Origin of the sequence: Luteibacter sp. RCC_6_2 (genome assembly GCF_041360655.1) — a bacterium.
Classification (GTDB): Bacteria; Pseudomonadota; Gammaproteobacteria; order Xanthomonadales; family Rhodanobacteraceae; genus Luteibacter.
In genome coordinates this window covers 197,292-215,247 of the sequence record NZ_JBFUPQ010000001.1, presented here as the reverse complement: position 1 = coordinate 215,247, position 17,956 = coordinate 197,292, and the positions used below count along the sequence as shown (strand labels likewise).

The following is a 17,956-nucleotide window of genomic DNA, read 5'->3' as shown; positions in this document are numbered from 1 at the left end:
GCCGTCGATGATGACGCAACTTCAGAAGAACCTGTAGTTGAAGCTCACCGTGAAACTGCTCGGCGGGGCGTAGTAGAGGTTGCTGAATTCATCGAGCACGAAGTACTTCCGGTTCAGCAGGTTGTCCGCGTTGACCTGCACCGACGCCTGCGTGCCGATGGCGTAGCGGGCCATCGCGCCGAGCAGCATCACCGAGGACTGGTCGAGCCGTTGCGGACCGTTCGGGCCGTCGACCTGGGCGTGGCTGGCTGATTGCCAATTGGCGCCGCCGCCGATCGTCAGGCGATTCCATGCGCCGGGCAGGCGATAGGTGGTGAACAGGCGGATCAGGGTCCGCGGCAGGGCCGTGCGCAGCGCGCCGCCGTTCCGCGGTGCTTTCACGTTGAAGTGCGACCAGCCGAAGGTTCCGTTCCAGGACTCCGACATATCGCCCGAGACTTCGAGTTCATAGCCGCGCGACTTCGTCCCGTTCACCGCGTTGTATGCCTGCGTTCGCCCATCGGGCAGGTACTCGCCCACCGCTGCTTCCGCCACGTTGTCCTGGCGGGTCTCGAACAAGGTCAGCGAGGTGTTCAGCGCACCGCCGAAATGACGTCCCTTGATGCCGACCTCGCGGCTGCTGCCGAGCACGGGATCGAGGAAACTGCCGTCGGCGCGGCGGTTGCCTTGCGGGTCGAAGATCTGCGTGTAACTCGCGAACGCCGAATAGGTGCCGTCGATGTCGTAGATCAGACCGGCATACGGCACCGTCTTCGTATGTTCGTGGTGATACTCGCCGCTGGTGCTGTCGTTGGTGTCGTTCTTCCAGCGGCTGTAGCGGGCGCCAAGGATCAGTTTCAACGGATCGGCCAGCGACAGGCGCGTCGCCGCGTAGATGCCACCCTGGTCGGTATGCGTGGCGCTGTACGGCGTCTTGTCGACGGCGAAGCCGGGATAGGGATAGCTGCCGTTCCACTGCAGGAAGTTGCCGACGCCCGGCAGATCGCCATGTTCGCGTTCCCACGAATCCTGCGTGTAGTGCGACCCGCTGGCGCCGACCACCAGTTCGTGCTCCCGGCCCCATGCCTGGAACGGTCCGGACGCGTAGACGTCGAGCAGGTTCTGCCGGCCGGCATCGGTGCCCCGGTAGGCGAAGGGCGCGATGCCTTCACCGGTTTCGCGGTTGGGAAACCCGTAGACGTAGAACAGCGCATCGTCGCCATCGGTTTCGCGGCGGCTCGCCATGACACGTAATTGCCAGCCGTTGTCGAAGCTGTGCTTGAGGTCGGCGAAGGCGGTCCGGGTCGTGTTGTCCCAGTAGGTCCAGTCGGCCGCGCTGGTGAAACCGCGCGGCCATTCGATGAATCCGCCGGTGTCGTCGAAAACGGGATACGAGCCCCAGGTGACACCTTTCGGCGTGGTGCGTTGGTAGTCGTAGCCGAGGCTGAGCACGGTATCGGTGCCCAGGTCGGCGTCGACCACGCCATAGAACACGCTCTTCTTGGTGCTGTAGCGATCGAGGTACGAATCGCCGTCCTCGTAGGCGGCCACCACGCGTCCACGCACGCTGCCTGAAGCGTTCAGGGGCGATGAAATGTCGAACGTGCCCCGGCGCGTATTCCACGACCCATAGCTGAGGGAAGCGTCCGCCTGGAGCGTGCGGCTGTCGGCACGCTTGCGGACGAAGTTGATCATGGCCGACGGACTGCCCGCGCCGCTCATGAGGCCGGTGGCACCGCGTACCACCTCGACACGCTCATAGATCGCGGTATCCAGGCTGCCGTCGGCGGAGCTGGAGTTGAGGCCGGCGGCGATGGGCACGCCGTCGTAGGCCATGTTTTCGATCTGGAAGCCACGCGCATAGAACACCACGCGTTCGGTGTCATAGGCGCTCGACGAGACACCCGTGGTGTTGTCCAGCACTTCGCGCACGTTGGTGAGGTTCTGGTCCTCGATGCGTTGCTCGGTGACGATGCTGATCGATTGCGGCGTGTCCTGCGGCGTCAGCGACAGGCGCGTGGCGGCGGAACTCTGTTCGGCGGCATAGGTGGGCGCGCGCTGGCCCTTGACGGCGACGGCATCGAGCGTGGTCGCGGCATCCGGGGTGTTGGTCGCCGATTGCGCGAATGCGCCGAGAGGTAGCGCCGCGGACAGGCAAACGGCGAGCAAGGTCGGCCGCGGCCGATGGGAGTGGGTCGGGAACATGATGGCAGCCCCTAGGCGTTGGACGAAGGGCACCGATGGGGCCCGCGTGGTTCAGTCGACTGGCTCGCTAGGGGCTGGCTGGTCGTATCGCGGTGGTATTCTACATAATTCCTACAGGCCTCAACCCATGGCACTCAAATCCACGGTCTTCAAGGCCGACCTGCAGGTCAGCGACATGGACCGGCATTACTACCAGGCACATGCGTTGACCATCGCCCAGCATCCGTCCGAAACCGACGAGCGGATGATGGTCCGGGTACTCGCGTTCGCGTTGAACGCGGATGACGCCCTGGTCTTCGGCAAGGGGCTCAGTTCGGACGACGAGCCTGACCTGTGGCGCAAGGAGCTGACCGGCGAGGTCGACTTGTGGATCGAGATCGGCCAGCCGGACGAGCAGCGCATCCGTCGCGCCGCGGGCCGTTCGAAGCGCGTGATCGTCTACACCTATAGCGGTCGCAGCGCCGAGGTCTGGTGGAAGAAGACGTCCGCCGCCGTCGCACGCACGAAGAACGTCTCGGTGATCGACGTCGCACCGTCCACCGTGGAAGCGCTGGCCGCGTTGACGCAGCGATCGATGCAGATCCAGTTCATGGTGCAGGACGGCCAGGCCCAGGTCATCGGCGGCGACACTGTCGTGCCGGTGGAACTGACCACGCTGGCTTGAGGCCGGGCGCTACCTCGACCGTCGCGCATCGCGTATAACCCGCTAATACCTTTAGATGTAGTGCTTCGTCCAGAGGCGCTTGATAAGCTCGCGAGCGCCGGCTACCGCCGCTCACGGACCAGCGGATCTCGAACCACGGAACCTGTCCATTCCCATTGCGTTCCCGCCATCGCGCGGAACCGTCGGAGGAGTGTTGTCATGTCGTCAGAGTTCGCTTCATTCGGTCGTTGGCATTTCCTCACCGCGTCAGTCATTCTCGGCGCGGCAAGCATCGTCCTTCCTTCCGCGGCGCACGCCGCCGCGCCGCCCGAGGAAAGCGCCTCGATCCGGCCCTTCCCGAAAGTGCACATCCCCGATGAAACCCTCGCGGACCTGCGCCGGCGAATCGCCGCGACGAAGTGGCCCAAGAAAGAAACGGTGACGGACGCGACGCAAGGCGTGCAACTGGCCACCATGCAGAAGCTGGCAGCGTACTGGCAGTCCGATTACGACTGGCGCAAGGTGGAGGCGAGACTGAATGCCCTGCCGCAATTCGTCACCACCATCGACGGCGTGGACATCCACTTCATCCATGTCCGTTCGAAGAACAAGAACGCCTTGCCGGTCATCATCACCCACGGCTGGCCTGGCTCGATCATCGAGCAGCTGAAGATCATCGATCCGCTGACCAATCCCACCGCGCATGGCGGCAGCGCGTCGGATGCCTTCGACGTGGTGATTCCTTCGTTACCGGGCTACGGTTTTTCCGGACAGCCGTCGACCACCGGTTGGGACCCCCAGCACATCGCGCGGGCGTGGACCGTGCTGATGAAACGGCTCGGCTACAAGCACTTCGTCGCCCAGGGCGGCGACTGGGGCGATGCGGTGTCCGAACAGATGGCGGTGCAGGCGCCACCCGAACTGCTGGCCATCCATACCAACATGCCGGCCACCGTGCCGGACGACATCGCCAAGGCGCTTTCCGCGGGCGGACCGCCGCCGGCCGGCCTGTCCGCCGATGAAAAGAACGCGTACGAGCAACTCGACTTCTTCTACAAGCACGGCCTCGGCTACGCCCAGGAGATGACGAATCGCCCGCAAACCCTGTATGCGATCGAGGATTCCCCGGTGGGCCTCGCCGCGTGGATGCTCGATCACGACGCGCGCAGCTACGAGTTGATAACCCGCGTGTTCGACGGGCAGACCGAAGGCCTTTCGCGTGACGACATCCTCGACAACGTGACGCTCTACTGGGTCACGAACACGGCCGTGTCCTCGGCTCGCCTGTACTGGGAAAACAAGCTCGCCTTCTTCGAGCCGAAGCACCTGACGATCCCGGTGGCGGTAAGCGTCTTCCCCGACGAGATCTACGCGGCGCCGAAGAGTTGGGCCGAGAAGGCGTTTCCAAAGCTCATTCACTACAACCGGTTGCCGAAGGGCGGGCATTTCGCCGCCTGGGAGCAACCGGCGATGTTCGTTCAGGAACTGAGGGCGTCGTTCAAGACCGTCCGCCAGGACGGCGCGCGATAACGGCCAGCTGGCGGGACACCCAGGACAGCACCACGCAGGCGAGTCCCGCCAGCACCCAGCCCGACGCAGGCTCTTCGGGCTGCTGGACCATCTGCCAATAACGTGCGCCGTAGATCACGGCCGAGGCCACCAGCGCGACGGCGAAAACGGCCAGGAGCACGCGCGAAAGCGGTCGCTCGATGCCACCTTCGTGGCGGGCGACGTGAGCCGCGGCTCGGGCGACGAAGTCGCCTGGCGGAGCGCCGACGGGATGGGATACCACGGCGCGGGCCACCTTGCGGTACTCCAGCGCGAGCGGATCGAGGTCGGCAGACGCCTGTTCGCGCGCCGCACGCATGCCGCGCTCCTGGGCTTCCCACTCTCGTTCGTCATTCATGCTCGTATTCCCATGCGCGATTCCAGTATCTCCCGCAGCATCCGGCGGCTGCGGAAAAGATGGCTCTTGATGGTGCCCTCGGCCATGCCGGTCACCCGGGCGATCTCACCGATCGGCATTTCTTCCAGATGGTAAAGCGTCAGCAGCGTCCGTTGCACCGGCGGCAGCGATTCGATGGCGGCGTGCAGTCGCGCACCCATTTCCTCATCGGCCACGGCGGCTTCCAGGTCGAACCCATCGCCCACCCGTTCCGCCAGGGAGTTTCCCTCCTGGTCGCTCGCCGCCTCGACCAGGGGAATACGCTTGCGCTCGAGGTGCCGCTTGGCCACCGAGTACGCCACCTGCGCGATCCATGACTTCAGGGCGCTCTCGCCACGGTACTGGTGGATCGACTGGTGTATGCGGAGGAAAACGTCCTGGCAGAGCTCCCGGGTGTCGTCCGGATGCCTGACCATGCGGTCCACCACGTGCCAGCACAGGTTCTGGTACTCGCGCACCAGCCGTTCGAACGCCCCGGGCTCACCCGAAAGGACGGCGCGGACCAGAGCCAGGTCGGTGGCGATCGCATCGGCGAGGGGAGGGGGCTGGATGGACATTCCCTTATAGGGATACGTCGGGCAGGCCATCGGTTGCAATCGATTTACTGCAACCGGCGGCTTCCCGGCCGTATCTCCTTGGGTGTACCCCTCCCACAGGACATCCGAACCATGGACTTCGCGCTCCTTATTCCCATCACCCTGTTCGTCTGCATCGCCTATTCGGTGAAGGTGGTCGTCGATGCCTATACCCGCCGCCGGATCGTCGAGTCTCATGGATCGGAAGACATGGTCCGCTCGCTCCTCGAAGGCGAAGCCGCACGGCGGCGCCATGCCTCGTTGCATTGGGGCTGTGTCCTCGTCGCCCTGGCGCTCGGCTTCGGCGTCGTCGAGGCGACCGGCGTGGATCACGCGACGCCCGGTGTCATCGGCTTGCTTCTCGGTGCCACGGGCCTGGGCAACCTGGCCTATTACATCTTCGAACGCCGTGGGGCCAAGGCCGGCGCATGAACCGTTTCCTGGCGCTCGGTTCCCTGTTGCTGGCCGCGATGCCACTCGCATCGCGGGCCAGCCCGCCGCCCGATTTCTCCCCGTTGGCGGCCCTCATCCAGCAGACGAAAGAGGCGACCGCGTTGCCCTCCGGAACCGCCATCGCCGTCATCAAGAACGGCAAGGTCATCTACGAGGGATATTTCGGATATTCGGACATCGCGGCGCGAACGCCGGTCACTCGTGACACGGTGTTCTATATCGCCTCGGCGACCAAGCCCTTCTTCGCCTTGAATGCGCTGCTCCAGGAAGACGCCGGCCAGCTGGACATGCGCATGTCGTTGCACGACATGTTTCCCGAAGGACGCTTCACGGGCATCGACGCGAACGCGGTGACCGTGAAGGACCTCCTGGTGCACACCTCGGGAGTGGACAACCAGCCCCTGGTATGGGCGACGGCGTATAGCGGCATCCATGATGCGCGTTCGCTTCGTGGACTGGTGTCCGCGTCGTATCCGGATGAGAAGGCGGCGCGCGGGACCTTCAAGTACACCAACGTCGGATACAACATCCTGAGCGTCTGGCTCGACGCCCATGGGCCGGTGCCGTGGCAGGAACAGCTGGAACGGAGTGTCCTGCGTCCACTGGACATGCAGCGGACTTCGGCTTCCGTCGACAAGGCCCGGGCCGCGGGCTGGACGCTGGCCAAGCCCTATTCGTTCGCCAGTGCCCAGCCGCGCCAGCCTTTGTATATCGCCAAGTCGGACGCGACCATGCATGCGGCGGGTAGCCTGGTTTCCACCGCGCCGGACCTCGCGAAGTTCCTGATCGTGGAACTCGCCTCGGGGCGGCGGCAGGCGATACCGACGAAGGTGATCCGCCGCTCGCACGAACCGCAAGTCGCCTTGACCGCGAAGTACATGGATTTTCCGCGCACGGGCTATGCCTGGGGTTGGTACACCGGCGAGTACAAGGGACGGACGATGCTGCACCATTTTGGCGGATTCGCGGGTTTCCATGCGCATCTCTCCTTCATGCCGGACGAAGGCATCGCCCTGGTCGTGCTCAACAACGAGGATGTCCTCGGCGCGCAGTTGACCAGCCTCATCGCCGACTACGTTTACGGCAGCCTGCTGGGTGAGCCGGATGTCGCTTCGACGGTGTCGCGGCGATTCGATGCACTGAGGACGAAGGCGGCGGAGGTATCCCGCATGGCGGCTCGCCAGCGGGAGACGATCCAGGCGCGTGCCTGGGCGCTGTCCCGTCCGCGCACGGAGTACGCGGGTACGTATTCGAACGAGCTGCTCGGGGACATGACCGTCCACGTGGACGAAGACAGGGGCATGGTGATCCGCTGGGGCAACGTGCAGGCCGTCGCCACCGGTGGCGAAGCACCGGACCGGGTCCGCGTGGAGTTCGCGCCGAACTCAGGCGACTTTCTTGATTTCCGCACGGAGAACGGGGCGGTGACCGCCATCTCGTTCGAGCAGATGGTCTTCAAGAAGTCGCCAGGGGAAGGCTAGTTACGCTACCCGGCGAAGCCACCACCATCGAGGTAGGCCTGTTCCTCCGGCGTGGTCTCCCGTCCCAACTCATGATTGCGGTGCGGGAAGCGGCCGAAGCGTTCGATGATGTCGTGGTGGACCTGCGCGTAGGACAGGTAGTTTCCGCCCAGCTTGCCGAACCATTGCATGGACAAGCGCTGGTCGGTCGCATCCTCCGAATGTTCGAAGGGCAGGTAGCAGAAGGCCCGGAGCTCGGCATCGATCAGGTCGTCGAAGCCGTGCTCGATCATGTGCCGCGCCACGAATCGTGCGAGCGGGTCGGTGGCGTACATATGCGCGCAGCCCCGGAAGGCGTTGCGAGGAAACTGGTCGAGCAGGATCAACAGGGCGAAGCAGCCTTCGGCGCTGTCGAGCCAGGCGTCGAGTTCGCGCCGGGCCGCCGCCATGTGCGCCGCCAGGAAGTGATCGCGGAAGACCCGGTCGAAGACGGCATCGTTGGTGAACCATCGGTCGTAGCCGGCATCGCGCCAGAAGCGCAGTACGCGTTCGGGCGTTTCCGGCGGGGCGAGGGCGGGAAGAGGTTCGGTCATGTCGGTCGCCTGTTCGTGGAACATGGAAGCTTACTGTTGCGTCCCGGGCAACGCCATGTGTACGCTGGCGTATATACCGTGTATTTCGTCAACGACTTACGATCCCGGGTCCATACGTAACCAGCCGGGAGAGATCGATGAATGAGTCGTTCGCCAAAGACATCGCACTACTTTTTACCGATGGCGACACCCGGTGCATGGGAGGCATGGGCGTCAGGCTGCGTGACTTCGACTATATGGCCGACCCGAGGGGCGATGCCGTGTATCCGGACCACGCGAATGCGCGCCACGTCCTCGCCCGTTTGAAGGGCACCGAGACGCCACGCATGCCGCCAGGGGGTGAACCGTGGGACGACGACAAGATCGGGCGGTTCGAGTCCTGGATGGTGGAATGGCTCCCCTGAGGAATCCAGGTGACTGATACCGTCGTTTCCCAACCCGTCGCCGCGAAGCTCACCCACGCCGCGATCTTCCTGGTCGTGACGCTGGGCCCCGATCCGCGCGGCGACGAGGCTGTTCGCGAACTCTGTGGCGACATGGCCTCGCTCCTGCGCGGGATCGGTTTTCGTCATCCCGACCGCCGGCTTTCCTGCGTCATGGGCTTCGGTTCGGAAGCGTGGGATCGCCTGTTCGGCACGCCGCGCCCGGCGTCGTTGCACCCGTTCCGGGAGCTCCAGGGCGTGCACCACGCCCCATCGACACCTGGCGACCTCCTGTTTCATATCCGGGCGACGCATATGGATCTCTGCTTCGAACTGGCCAGCGAGGTGATGTCGAGGATCGGTTTCTATGTGACCACGATGGACGAGGTGCACGGCTTCAAGTACTTCGACGAGCGCGACCTGCTGGGCTTCGTCGACGGAACGGAAAACCCCGTGGGGCACGATGCGGCCAACGCGACCATGATCGGCGAGGAAGATCCGGCGTTCACCGGCGGAAGCTATGTCATCGTGCAGAAATACCTGCACGACCTGAAGGCTTGGAATGCGATTCCGGTGGAGCAACAGGAGAAGATCATCGGCCGCCGCAAGCTCTCCGATGTGGAACTGAGGGAGGCCGACAAGCCATCGTACGCGCACAACGTGCTGACGAACATCGAGGAGAACGGTGAGCAGTTGCAGATCGTGCGCGACAACATGCCTTTCGGCGAAGTGGGGAAGGGCGAGTTCGGCACCTATTTCATCGGCTATGCGCGTTCTCCCGCGCGCATCGAGCGGATGCTGGTCAACATGTTCATCGGCGATCCGCCCGGCAACCACGACCGCATCCTGGATGTGAGCAAGGCCGTGACGGGCACCTTGTTCTTCGTGCCGTCGGCGACGTTCCTGGCGAGCGTCTAGCGAGCTTTGCGCTACGACAGGTCCTTGAGGTAGGCGGCGAGCACCACCGCGTGGTTGATGGCCGGATCGTGCGCACCGTAGAGCAGGGTGGCGTGCCGACCGCGCAATTCAGCGAGCAAGGCCGCCGGCGCCGGATTGACCGCCAGTTCCTTCCGATAGGCTTCGGCGAACTGTTCGAAGCGCTCCGACTGGTGATCGAACCACTTTCGCAAGTCCGGGCTCGGGGCGACGTCCTTGGCCCAGATGTCGATCGCCGCGCGTTCCTTCGTCATGCCGCGTGGCCAGAGGCGATCCACCAATACACGCACGCCATCGGCTTCGGCGGGGGCTTCGTAAACGCGTTTTATGGCCAGGCGTGACTTGCGCATCGTCGTGTCCTCTTTCTGGGCGACATCACCATATCCTGACCCGTCGCTCCGGCGAAAGGTACAAAGCCTGGCCTGGCTTCACGTCGAAAGCCTCGTACCAGGCGTCGATATTGCGCGATGTCCACACGCGTTGCGCGGCCGGCGCGTGCGGGTTGGTCAACAGCCGTTTGCGCAAGTCGGCGTCGCGGTAGTTCAGGCGCCATATCTGCGCCCAGCCGAGGAAGAAGCGCTGGTTACCACTGAAGCCTTCGAGCGTGGGCGCGGGCTTTCCCTCCAGGGAGAGCCGCCAGGCGTCGTAGGCGATGACCAGCCCACCGAGATCGGCGATGTTTTCGCCCAGGGTCAGGGCGCCATTGACGTTCAGGTCCGGCAGCGGCCGGTACGCGTCGTACTGGCGCGCGAGGGCCTTCGTTCGTGTTTCGAACCCCGTCAGGTCCGATGGCGTCCACCAGGTCGCCAGGCGTCCGTGCTCGTCGTACTTCGAGCCCTGGTCGTCGAACTGATGGGTGATCTCATGCGCGATGGACGCGCCGATCCCGCCATAGTTGATGGCGGGATCGGCATCGGGATCGAAGAAAGGAGGTTGCAGTATCGCGGCGGGAATGACGATCTCGACGGCGGAGAAGTTGGCGAAGGCGTCGACCGTCATGGGCGTGACGCGCCACTCGTCGCGGTCGAAGGGGTGGCCGAGCTTGTTCATCTCGCGATCGAACGCGAAGGAGCGTGCCCTGAGCTGGTCACCGAAGGCATCGTCGGGGCGGATCTCCAGGCCACCGTAGTCACGCCAACGGTCGGGGTAACCGACCTTGGGGTGGAATGCCGCGAGCTTGGCGCGTGCGCGGGCCTTGGTTTCCGGCGTCATCCAGTCGAGCGCCTGGATGCGCCGGTCCATGGCGGCGAGCAGGTTGCGAACCAACGCTTCGGCGGCCGCCTTGTGGCCCGCCGGGAAATAACGCGCCACGTACGCCTTGCCGACCTCGTCGGGGACGGCATCGACGGCGAAGGCCACGGCACGTTTCCAGCGCGGTTCCGGTTGCTCGGCGCCGCCCAGGAGGCGATCGTGGAATGCGAAGCGCTCTTCCGCGAAGGCGCGTGGCAAGACATCGCCATAGGCGTCGAGGACCGCGACGCGCATGGCGTCTTTCAGAACGGGCAAGGGCGCGGCCCCGACCACGCTCGCGATCCCGGCGACGGCGCTGGGCTGGACGACGACCAGGTCGTTCGCCCTGGCGCCGATCCCGTCGAGAAAGCCACCCATGTCGAAGCCCATCGCGAGGGACGCAAGCTGCGCGCGTGTCCGGCGGTTGTACGTCTTGCCGGCATCGCGACTGTCCACCCGGTTCCAACTGACTTTCGCGATATCGGTTTCCATGCGCAGCAACGCATCGGCGCGGCGCGAAGCGTCCTGCGCGGCAACGCCTGAAAGGGCCAGCAGACGTGCGACATGGTCGCGATAGGCGACGCGCGCCTGGGCCATCGATGCGTCCGGCCGCAGGTAATAGTCCCGATCGGGCAAGCCCAATCCCGCCTGGCCGAGTTTCAGCACGTAGGCATCCGGATCGCGGTCGTCCTGGGTGACGACGACCTCGAACGGCACGGAGACGCCTTCGCGCGCGGCTTGCGCGGCTAGGCGCGCGTAGTCCTCACGTGTCGCGATCGCGTCGATGCGATCCAGCCAGGGACGGGCAGGTGCCAGGCCCTTGGCGTCGAGGGCCGCCTCGTCGAGGAAGGCGGCGTACGCGGCGCCGGCCTTGCCATGCGGATCTTTGCGAGCTGCTTCGAGGATGCCCTTGACGCGCTCGCGGTTGAGGTCATCCAGGCGCGTGAACATTCCGTAGTTGGATTTATCCGCGGGGATGGGCGTGGCGTGCGCCCAGGCACCATTGGCATAACGGTAGAAATCCGTTCCCGGCACGACCGTGCGGTCCATCCCGGCGATGTCGAAGCCGAACGGTTCGATTTCGGGCTGCCCGCGCGTCTGCGCGAGAACCGTGGATGTCGTACAGGACGCAAGCAGCGCAACGATTACGACGGCGTGAATTTTCGTCATGCGTACTCCGGGTTCAGCCCCTGGTTGGTTATCGAGCGCCTGCGAAAGCGATGGGAAAGGCTGGTCCAGCGTAATCGGGCGCAACACAGGGTGCCAACCATGGAGCGATTTCCTTGAGCAAGCAACGCCTTTCCGCCATGACACTCAGCGCGACCCTCTGTATCGCCACATTGGCCGCGTGCAGCCAACAGCAGCCGGATAGCACGACCGCGGCGGCATCGAGCGCACCGGCCCCGGCGGAGACCATCGCCCAGCAACCGCAGGCGCCCGCGTATACCCCACCAACGGCCGACCAGCTCTATCAGCTGGTGGCGCCCATCGCGCTGTTCCCGGACAAGCTGGTGGCCCAGGTTCTGGCCGGGTCCACCTATCCCGACCAGATTGTCGCCGCCGACAACCTCGTTACGCAAAATCCGAAGCTCAAGGGTGCCTTGCTACAGACGGCGGTGGAGCCACAGCCGTGGGATGCGAGCGTGAAGGGGCTCACGGCCTTTCCGTCGGTGCTCGACCAGATGGCGAAGAACGTGGATTGGACGACGTCGCTTGGCCAGGCCTACGTCAACGATCCCACGGACGTGCTCAATGCGATCCAGGCGATGCGCGAGCGTGCCGCGCAACGCGGCAGCCTGCGCACATCGCCACAGCAACGCGTGACCACGCAGACCGTCACGACGACGGAAGTACAGCAGAGTGAGGACAGGCCGACCGTGGTCCCACCGCCACGCCAGGTGATCGAGATCGAACCGGCGCAGGAAGACACCGTGTACGTGCCGAGCTATGACCCCGGCGTCGTGTATGGCGAGGAAGCCGTCTACCCCCGATACACCTATGTCCGTTCGTCCTATAGCACCGGCAACATGGTCACCGTCGGCGCGGTCGGCTTCGGCGTGGGCGTCCTGGTCGGCGCCTTGCTCGATCACCACGATGGTGGATGGCACTCCTGGGGCGTGAACTGGCATGGCGGTTACGAGGGCGGCGGCTACAACGGCGGTGGCTGGCATCGTCCCGCCGTGATCTACAACAACCAGACGTATGTCTCGCATTCCACGACGGTAGTGAATCGCTATACGACGAACAACATCAATAACGGCACCATCAACAACGGCAACATCGTCAACAATCGAGATTCGTTCAACCGCGCGACCGCGACGGTGAACAACATCCATGACGGCCGGAACGTCACGAACAACGTCGACAACCGTCGTTTCGACAGCCATGACACGGCCCGTTCGGCGCCCATGAGTGTTCCGGATTTCGCGAGGGCAGGTTATCGGAGTGCCGCACCGGTTCAGGCGCCGCATCCCGGACGGCCGGAGGGCACGGGAGCGACTGAACGGCCGACAAGCCTGGGAGTTACCGCACGGCCGGACGCCGGCTCGCGTTTCGCCGACCATGCCGCCGCGGAACGAAAACCCCTGCCTGAAGCGCCGTCCGCGCCGCCACGCTCGTTCGCGGACCGTCCACAAGAGATGCCACGGACGCGGCGGGCAAGCGAACCGCCGCAGCGCGCCGATGAAACGCAGCACGCCGTAAGGGAGCAGCCGCCACAATCCCGGCCGGAGGCTCCGCCGCATCCGGTCACGCAGCCGCACGACTTCCAGGCACGGCCAGAGGCGGAACCACGACAGCCGCGGTTCGAGGAACATCTGCCCCAGCAAGAGAGACCGCGCCTCGAGGAGCATCCATCCCAGCAAGAGCATCCGCGTCCGGAGGATCACGAGATGCCGAGGGAGGCCCGGCCGGCTCCGCAATCGCATCCCCCAGGTACACCGCCCGGAAGCGCCGCCACCGCATCGTCCAGAGCCGAAGAAAGACGAGAAAAACGACCACTGAGCCTAGGGAACGGCTCGGCTTCGCCATCGCGTTTTCTGCGTGGAGGCAGGGGAGCCGTCGGGTGCCATTCTCGTTCGCTAAGTCCTCGTCCGGCCTTCGCCTCCCTGCGGAATCGCTCTGAGAACGGCACCCGACGGCTCCCCTCCGAACGATGCGGTGGATTGTTGGGCGAGCAAGGTGGGAGCCGACCTTGTCGGCGATGGGTGCTCGCGAAGACCTACCAATTTACTTAACCTTGACGACGACCTTTCCCTTCGCGCGGCCCGATTCGACGTAAGCCAGTGCCTCGTTGGTCGAATCGAACGGGAAGACACGATCGAGGACGGGGCGGATGACGCCCGCCTCGACCAGTGTGGCTATCTCGCGCAGTTGCGTGCCGTTGGCTCGCATGAAGAGGAACGAGTAGTCCAGGTGACGATGGGCGGCTTTATTTCTGACCCCTGCGCTCAGCAGCCGGATGACGAGCTTGAGGAACCACGGCATGCCGATCTCCTGCGCGAAGGCGGGGTCGGGCGGGCCGGAGATCGAGACGAGGGTGCCGCCGGGCTTGAGGACGCGCAGCGACTTGTCGAGTTCGGGAGATCCCTGGCTATGCAGGACGGCATCGTAATCCTGCAGGATCGCTGCGAAATCGTCTTTCTTGTAGTCGATGACGATGTCGGCGCCGAGGCTCTTCACCATGTCGCCATTGGCGCCGCTGGTCGTCGTGGCGACCGTGGCGCCGAGGTGCTTGGCCAGCTGTATTGCGAAGGTGCCGACACCGCCCGAACCTGCCTGGATAAAGACCTTCGCCCCTTTCTGAAGCTGCATGCGTTCCACCAGGGCCTGCCACGCCGTCAAGCCCACCAGCGGCAACGAGGCCGCCTCTTCCATGGTGGCATTCCTGGGCTTGAGGGCGACATCGCTTTCGTTGACGGCGATGTATTCCGCGAACGTGCCGATGTGATGATCCGGTGGCCGCGAATAGACTTCGTCGCCGACTTTGAACTGCCGAACCTGCGAGCCCACCTGGACAACGACGCCCGCCACGTCATGACCGAGTACGAGCGGCAGGTGGTAAGGGAGGATCAGCTTGAACTCGCCGCTCTTGATCTTGGAATCCAGCAGGTTCACGCCAGCGGCATGGACCTCGATCAGCACCTCGTTGTCTCGTGGCATGGGCAGTGGCACGTCGCCAAGCCGTAGGGAGATGTTCTTGCTGTACCGGTCGATGAGGAATGCTTTCATGGCGGTCTCTTGGTCGAGGAGTTTCAGGCACTCCCGGACTGGGGTGACTATCATTATGATACCCATCATATGTCATCCAGCCCAAAGGGCAAGGTCGCCGGTTAAGCTCTCGCCATGGCTACCCCTTTTCACGACGACGACCTGGTCCATCTCGCGGCGCATGGCGTTCCGCCCCTTCCGGCGGAGGCCGTGATCGGATGTGTCGAGAACGAAAGCGCCCGCATCTGGTACGCCAGCATGGGCGCGGGGCCGCCGGTGGTCCTGTTGCACGGCGGCCTCGGGAACTCGGGTAACTGGGGTTACCAGGTTCCAGCGCTGGTCGGGGCTGGGTACAAGGCCATCGTGATCGACAGTCGCGGCCAGGGCCGTTCGACCCGCGACGAGCGGCCCTATAGCTATGAACTCATGGCGTCCGACACCCGCGCCGTCATGGATGCGCTTGGCGTGACCAAGGCGACCTTCATCGGCTGGAGCGACGGCGCCGACACCGCCCTTGTCCTGTCGCGGGAGACACCGGATCGCTCCGCCGGAGTGTTTTTCTTCGCCTGCAACGTCGACAGCACGGGTGCCAAGCCGTTCCGGTCCACCCCGGTGATCGACCGCATCTACAACCATCACGTCAAGGAGTACGCAGCGCTGTCGCCACTCGTCGGCGAATTCGATGCGATGCGCGACGACCTGGGTGCGATGCAGGCCAACCAGCCGAATTACGGGGCCGGTCAGCTTCGGGAAGTCACCGTGCCGGTGTGGATCGTCCTGGGCGAGCGCGACGAGTTCATCGAACGCGAGCATGCCGAATACATCGCGCGAAGCATTCCGGGTGCCCGGTTCGTCCTCCTGCCGGGTGTCAGCCACTTCGCGCCGCTGCAACGGCCGGAGGCCTTCAACCGCGAGGTATTGGCCTTCTTGCGGGAGGTTCAGGCCACATCGAACGGGGGTTCGGAGTAGCGGCCGGTGTTCGAGGTGTACGATGGCGGAAGACCCCTTAAGGCACTTCCCTCCATGCCCCAGAAAATGAAGATCGACTTCGTCTCGGATATCGCGTGCCCGTGGTGCGCGATCGGCCTTGGTGGCCTCGACCGCGCGTTGGAACGCCTGCACGGTGTGATCGAGCCGGAGATCGTTTTCCATCCGTTCGAACTGAACCCCGCCATGCAGCCCGGCGGCGAGAATACCTTGGAACACGTGGTCGCCAAATATCGCATTCCTGTCGACGAAGCCCGCCAGAATCGCGAGCGCATCAAGGCACGCGCGGCGGCGGTGGGCTTCACCATGAATACGTCGGATGCGAGCCGCATCTACAACACCTTCGACGCGCATCGGCTGATCGCGTGGGCGGCGAGGGACGGGAAACAACACGAGCTCACCCGGCAGCTGTTCGGCGTCTACTTCACGGACCAGACCGATCCCGGCGACCATGACGCGCTCGTCGCGGCGGCCGAAAAGGCGGGGCTGGACCCAACGGAAGCGCGCGCGGTTCTCGAATCCGATCGCTACGCCGACGAAGTGCGCCGGGATGAAGCCCTCTGGCAGAGTCGCGGCATCACGGGCGTGCCGGCCGTCATCGTCAACGACCAGTATCTGATTTCCGGAGGCCAGCCGCCCGAGGAATTCGAGCGGCAGTTACGCGGGATCGCCGAGGCTATGGCTTGATCGAGCCCGTCTCCGAGAGGTCGATCTCGATGCGGTGGTCGCCCCTGGTATCTGGTGCGATCGCTGTTGGGCACCTGCCGCCGTCGAAGCGGCAAGAGGCGATATGCGCACCGTGTCCGCGAAGGGCGACGGTCAACGTCGCCGCGCGGTAGCGGATACCTTCCAGCGTGGCCGGGCCGATGTCGGCGGGAAGCAAAGGCTCCACACGCAGGCCATCTTCTTCGGCATGCAGTCCGAAGAGGCCACTGTCGACGAGGCGCAGATAGGCGGTGGCGGACCACGTCTGGTCCTTCTCGGCGGGCCAGTGGTGGCCGGTCTGCCAGCCACCGTCCACGGCGCCGCTGCGGGCGTTGTAGATCTCCCAGAAACCGCCGCTTCGGATCGGCAACTCCGCCTGCTGCCGGAGCAGGGTGCCGAAACCTTCGGTGTCGCGGCGCATCGCGAGTGCGCTGCCCCAGAAGCCCTGGGTCATCGGCCACATGATGTTGTTGTGCCTGCCTGGACGTTCGTCGCTGTATCGCGCGAAGGCCGGTGAGACGTCCTCGACGCCCCACGGAGCCACCGTCGCGCCGCGGATGATGGCATCCGACCGCGGGCCATCGGCGAGGCCGAACAGTATGGTGAAGGAGAGACCCAGGCCCTCCTGGCTGTCGGCGGTTTCGAGTTCGATGCCTGGCGCATGCAGGTACCGGTATCGGCCTGTGGTGGCGTTCCAGAAGTGATTGTCGATCGCCGCTTTCAATGCGTTCGCCTGGGCCTGTAGCGCATCGGCATGGCCATCGCCGAGGGCGCGGGCCATCCGCGCGGCGCTCGCGTATGCTTCGTAGTGAATGGCGTTCGTGCTCAAGGCGGCGATGCGCGCGCTGGCCGGGTAGTCACCGACGAAGCTGCCCTTGCTTTCCGTGGCGTCGCTTACGCTTTGCGGATATCCCGATATGCCATCGTTGATGACCGAGGGACCGAGGAAGAGTCCCGATGCCGGATCGAAGGCTTTCGCGCGATGCGTGGCAAGCGTTCGTTCGGCGGCATCGAAGGCGATCGCAAGGAAGGCGCGGTCACCCGTGGCGAGGTAGTGATGCCAAGCGGCGACCACCCAGATCGCCTGGTCCCATTGCTGGTTGTCCTGGCGCACGATGTAGCCACCATCGCTGCGATCGACTACGGCGAACAGCGTGTTCCGCGCCAACCCGGGTGCGAGCAGGTTCAGCGCGTTCCAGCTGTTGATCGACGCGTCGCGTGTCCATGCGGCCTCGTACCCGGCGCCGGCGCGCACCATGCGCGCCGGAGACCCCGTGAGCAGGCCGCTTTGCTGGTGGGCGCGGTCGGCATCCACCTGGTTGATGCGCAGCACGTTGTCCAGCGCCATGCGGTAGGCCTGTCCATAGAGCGCGTCGCTCTCGGGACGGGTGAACGTGATGCGCGGACCGTCGAAGGGATGTGTCACCGCGGGACGCGCGATGTCCTGCGAGGACGCGCACGCACCGAGAAGAACCGACAGGGCGAGCGTGGAAAGGCAGCGAAGCGGGGACAAGACAATCTCCAGCGTCAAGGCATCCGGCCGAGCGTAGCGTCTCGACGTCCCGACGGAAAGATTCATGCGGCTATCGGATGGCACTCCGATCGGTCCCGGAT

17 protein-coding genes are annotated in these 17,956 nt (G+C 64.7%); 9 read left to right on the top strand and 8 right to left on the bottom strand.

The features are described from left to right. Positions 1–21: 21 nt before the first annotated feature. Complete coding sequence (locus AB6730_RS00905; RefSeq protein ID WP_371021781.1) at positions 22–2,184, bottom strand: TonB-dependent siderophore receptor; 2,163 nt, start codon at positions 2,182–2,184, stop codon at positions 22–24. Positions 2,185–2,311: 127 nt separating this feature from the next. Here AB6730_RS00905 and AB6730_RS00900 point away from each other — a divergent pair, with 127 nt between their 5' ends. Beyond that, positions 2,312–2,848, top strand: coding sequence for a YaeQ family protein (locus AB6730_RS00900; protein ID WP_371021780.1), 537 nt, complete (start codon positions 2,312–2,314; stop codon positions 2,846–2,848). A 198-nt stretch (positions 2,849–3,046) separates the two neighbouring features. Next, positions 3,047–4,357: an epoxide hydrolase family protein gene (locus AB6730_RS00895; RefSeq protein ID WP_371021779.1), complete on the top strand. Its 1,311-nt coding sequence runs from the start codon at positions 3,047–3,049 to the stop codon at positions 4,355–4,357. Here AB6730_RS00895 and AB6730_RS00890 read toward each other — a convergent pair. After that, a complete protein-coding gene (locus tag AB6730_RS00890) occupies positions 4,326–4,733 on the bottom strand; it encodes a hypothetical protein (protein ID WP_371021778.1) in 408 nt (135 codons plus the stop codon). The genes AB6730_RS00895 and AB6730_RS00890 overlap by 32 nt on opposite strands. Continuing rightward, positions 4,730–5,329, bottom strand: a complete 600-nt coding sequence (locus AB6730_RS00885) for an RNA polymerase sigma factor (RefSeq protein WP_371021777.1) — start codon at positions 5,327–5,329, stop codon at positions 4,730–4,732. The genes AB6730_RS00890 and AB6730_RS00885 overlap by 4 nt, the downstream gene beginning before the upstream one ends. 111 nt (positions 5,330–5,440) lie before the next feature. On the opposite strand from AB6730_RS00885, the gene AB6730_RS00880 reads away from it, so the two are divergent. Together AB6730_RS00880 and AB6730_RS00875 are read left to right on the top strand one after the other, a co-directional pair. After that, on the top strand, positions 5,441–5,779 hold the full coding sequence (locus AB6730_RS00880; protein WP_371021776.1) for a hypothetical protein: 339 nt from the start codon (positions 5,441–5,443) through the stop codon (positions 5,777–5,779). After that, positions 5,776–7,281 (top strand): serine hydrolase domain-containing protein, encoded by a 1,506-nt coding sequence (locus AB6730_RS00875; protein WP_371021775.1) that lies wholly within the window; start codon positions 5,776–5,778, stop codon positions 7,279–7,281. The genes AB6730_RS00880 and AB6730_RS00875 overlap by 4 nt, the downstream gene beginning before the upstream one ends. 5 nt (positions 7,282–7,286) lie before the next feature. Here AB6730_RS00875 and AB6730_RS00870 read toward each other — a convergent pair whose 3' ends face one another. Continuing rightward, the gene (locus AB6730_RS00870; protein ID WP_371021774.1) at positions 7,287–7,853 is read right to left on the bottom strand and encodes a DUF924 family protein; all 567 of its coding nucleotides are present in this window, start codon (positions 7,851–7,853) and stop codon (positions 7,287–7,289) included. A 137-nt stretch (positions 7,854–7,990) separates the two neighbouring features. Between AB6730_RS00870 and AB6730_RS00865 the strand changes: the two genes are divergently transcribed. Beyond that, a complete protein-coding gene (locus AB6730_RS00865; RefSeq protein ID WP_371021773.1) occupies positions 7,991–8,257 on the top strand; it encodes a hypothetical protein in 267 nt (88 codons plus the stop codon). A 9-nt stretch (positions 8,258–8,266) separates the two neighbouring features. Further along, positions 8,267–9,193 carry a Dyp-type peroxidase gene (locus AB6730_RS00860; protein ID WP_371021772.1) on the top strand — a complete coding sequence of 309 codons (927 nt, stop codon included), beginning with the start codon at positions 8,267–8,269 and terminating at the stop codon, positions 9,191–9,193. A gap of 11 nt (positions 9,194–9,204) precedes the next feature. Here AB6730_RS00860 and AB6730_RS00855 read toward each other — a convergent pair whose 3' ends face one another. Both AB6730_RS00855 and AB6730_RS00850 read right to left on the bottom strand, forming a co-directional pair. Further along, entirely contained in the window at positions 9,205–9,561 is a 357-nt protein-coding gene (locus tag AB6730_RS00855) for a DUF488 domain-containing protein (protein WP_371021771.1), read from the bottom strand. Positions 9,562–9,586: 25 nt separating this feature from the next. Then, positions 9,587–11,611, bottom strand: a complete 2,025-nt coding sequence (locus tag AB6730_RS00850; RefSeq protein WP_371021770.1) for a M13 family metallopeptidase — start codon at positions 11,609–11,611, stop codon at positions 9,587–9,589. Positions 11,612–11,724: 113 nt separating this feature from the next. Between AB6730_RS00850 and AB6730_RS00845 the strand changes: the two genes are divergently transcribed. After that, a complete protein-coding gene (locus AB6730_RS00845) occupies positions 11,725–13,677 on the top strand; it encodes a DUF3300 domain-containing protein (RefSeq protein ID WP_371021769.1) in 1,953 nt (650 codons plus the stop codon). Here AB6730_RS00845 and AB6730_RS00840 read toward each other — a convergent pair. Further along, on the bottom strand, positions 13,670–14,671 hold the full coding sequence (locus AB6730_RS00840) for an NADP-dependent oxidoreductase (RefSeq protein ID WP_371021768.1): 1,002 nt from the start codon (positions 14,669–14,671) through the stop codon (positions 13,670–13,672). The genes AB6730_RS00845 and AB6730_RS00840 overlap by 8 nt on opposite strands. Positions 14,672–14,785: 114 nt before the next feature. Here AB6730_RS00840 and AB6730_RS00835 point away from each other — a divergent pair, with 114 nt between their 5' ends. Beyond that, positions 14,786–15,619, top strand: coding sequence for an alpha/beta fold hydrolase (locus AB6730_RS00835; RefSeq protein WP_371021767.1), 834 nt, complete (start codon positions 14,786–14,788; stop codon positions 15,617–15,619). Positions 15,620–15,685: 66 nt separating this feature from the next. Then, positions 15,686–16,324 (top strand): DsbA family oxidoreductase, encoded by a 639-nt coding sequence (locus tag AB6730_RS00830; RefSeq protein ID WP_371021766.1) that lies wholly within the window; start codon positions 15,686–15,688, stop codon positions 16,322–16,324. Here AB6730_RS00830 and AB6730_RS00825 read toward each other — a convergent pair. Beyond that, positions 16,314–17,855: a hypothetical protein gene (locus AB6730_RS00825; protein ID WP_371021765.1), complete on the bottom strand. Its 1,542-nt coding sequence runs from the start codon at positions 17,853–17,855 to the stop codon at positions 16,314–16,316. The genes AB6730_RS00830 and AB6730_RS00825 overlap by 11 nt on opposite strands. Positions 17,856–17,956 lie beyond the last annotated feature (101 nt).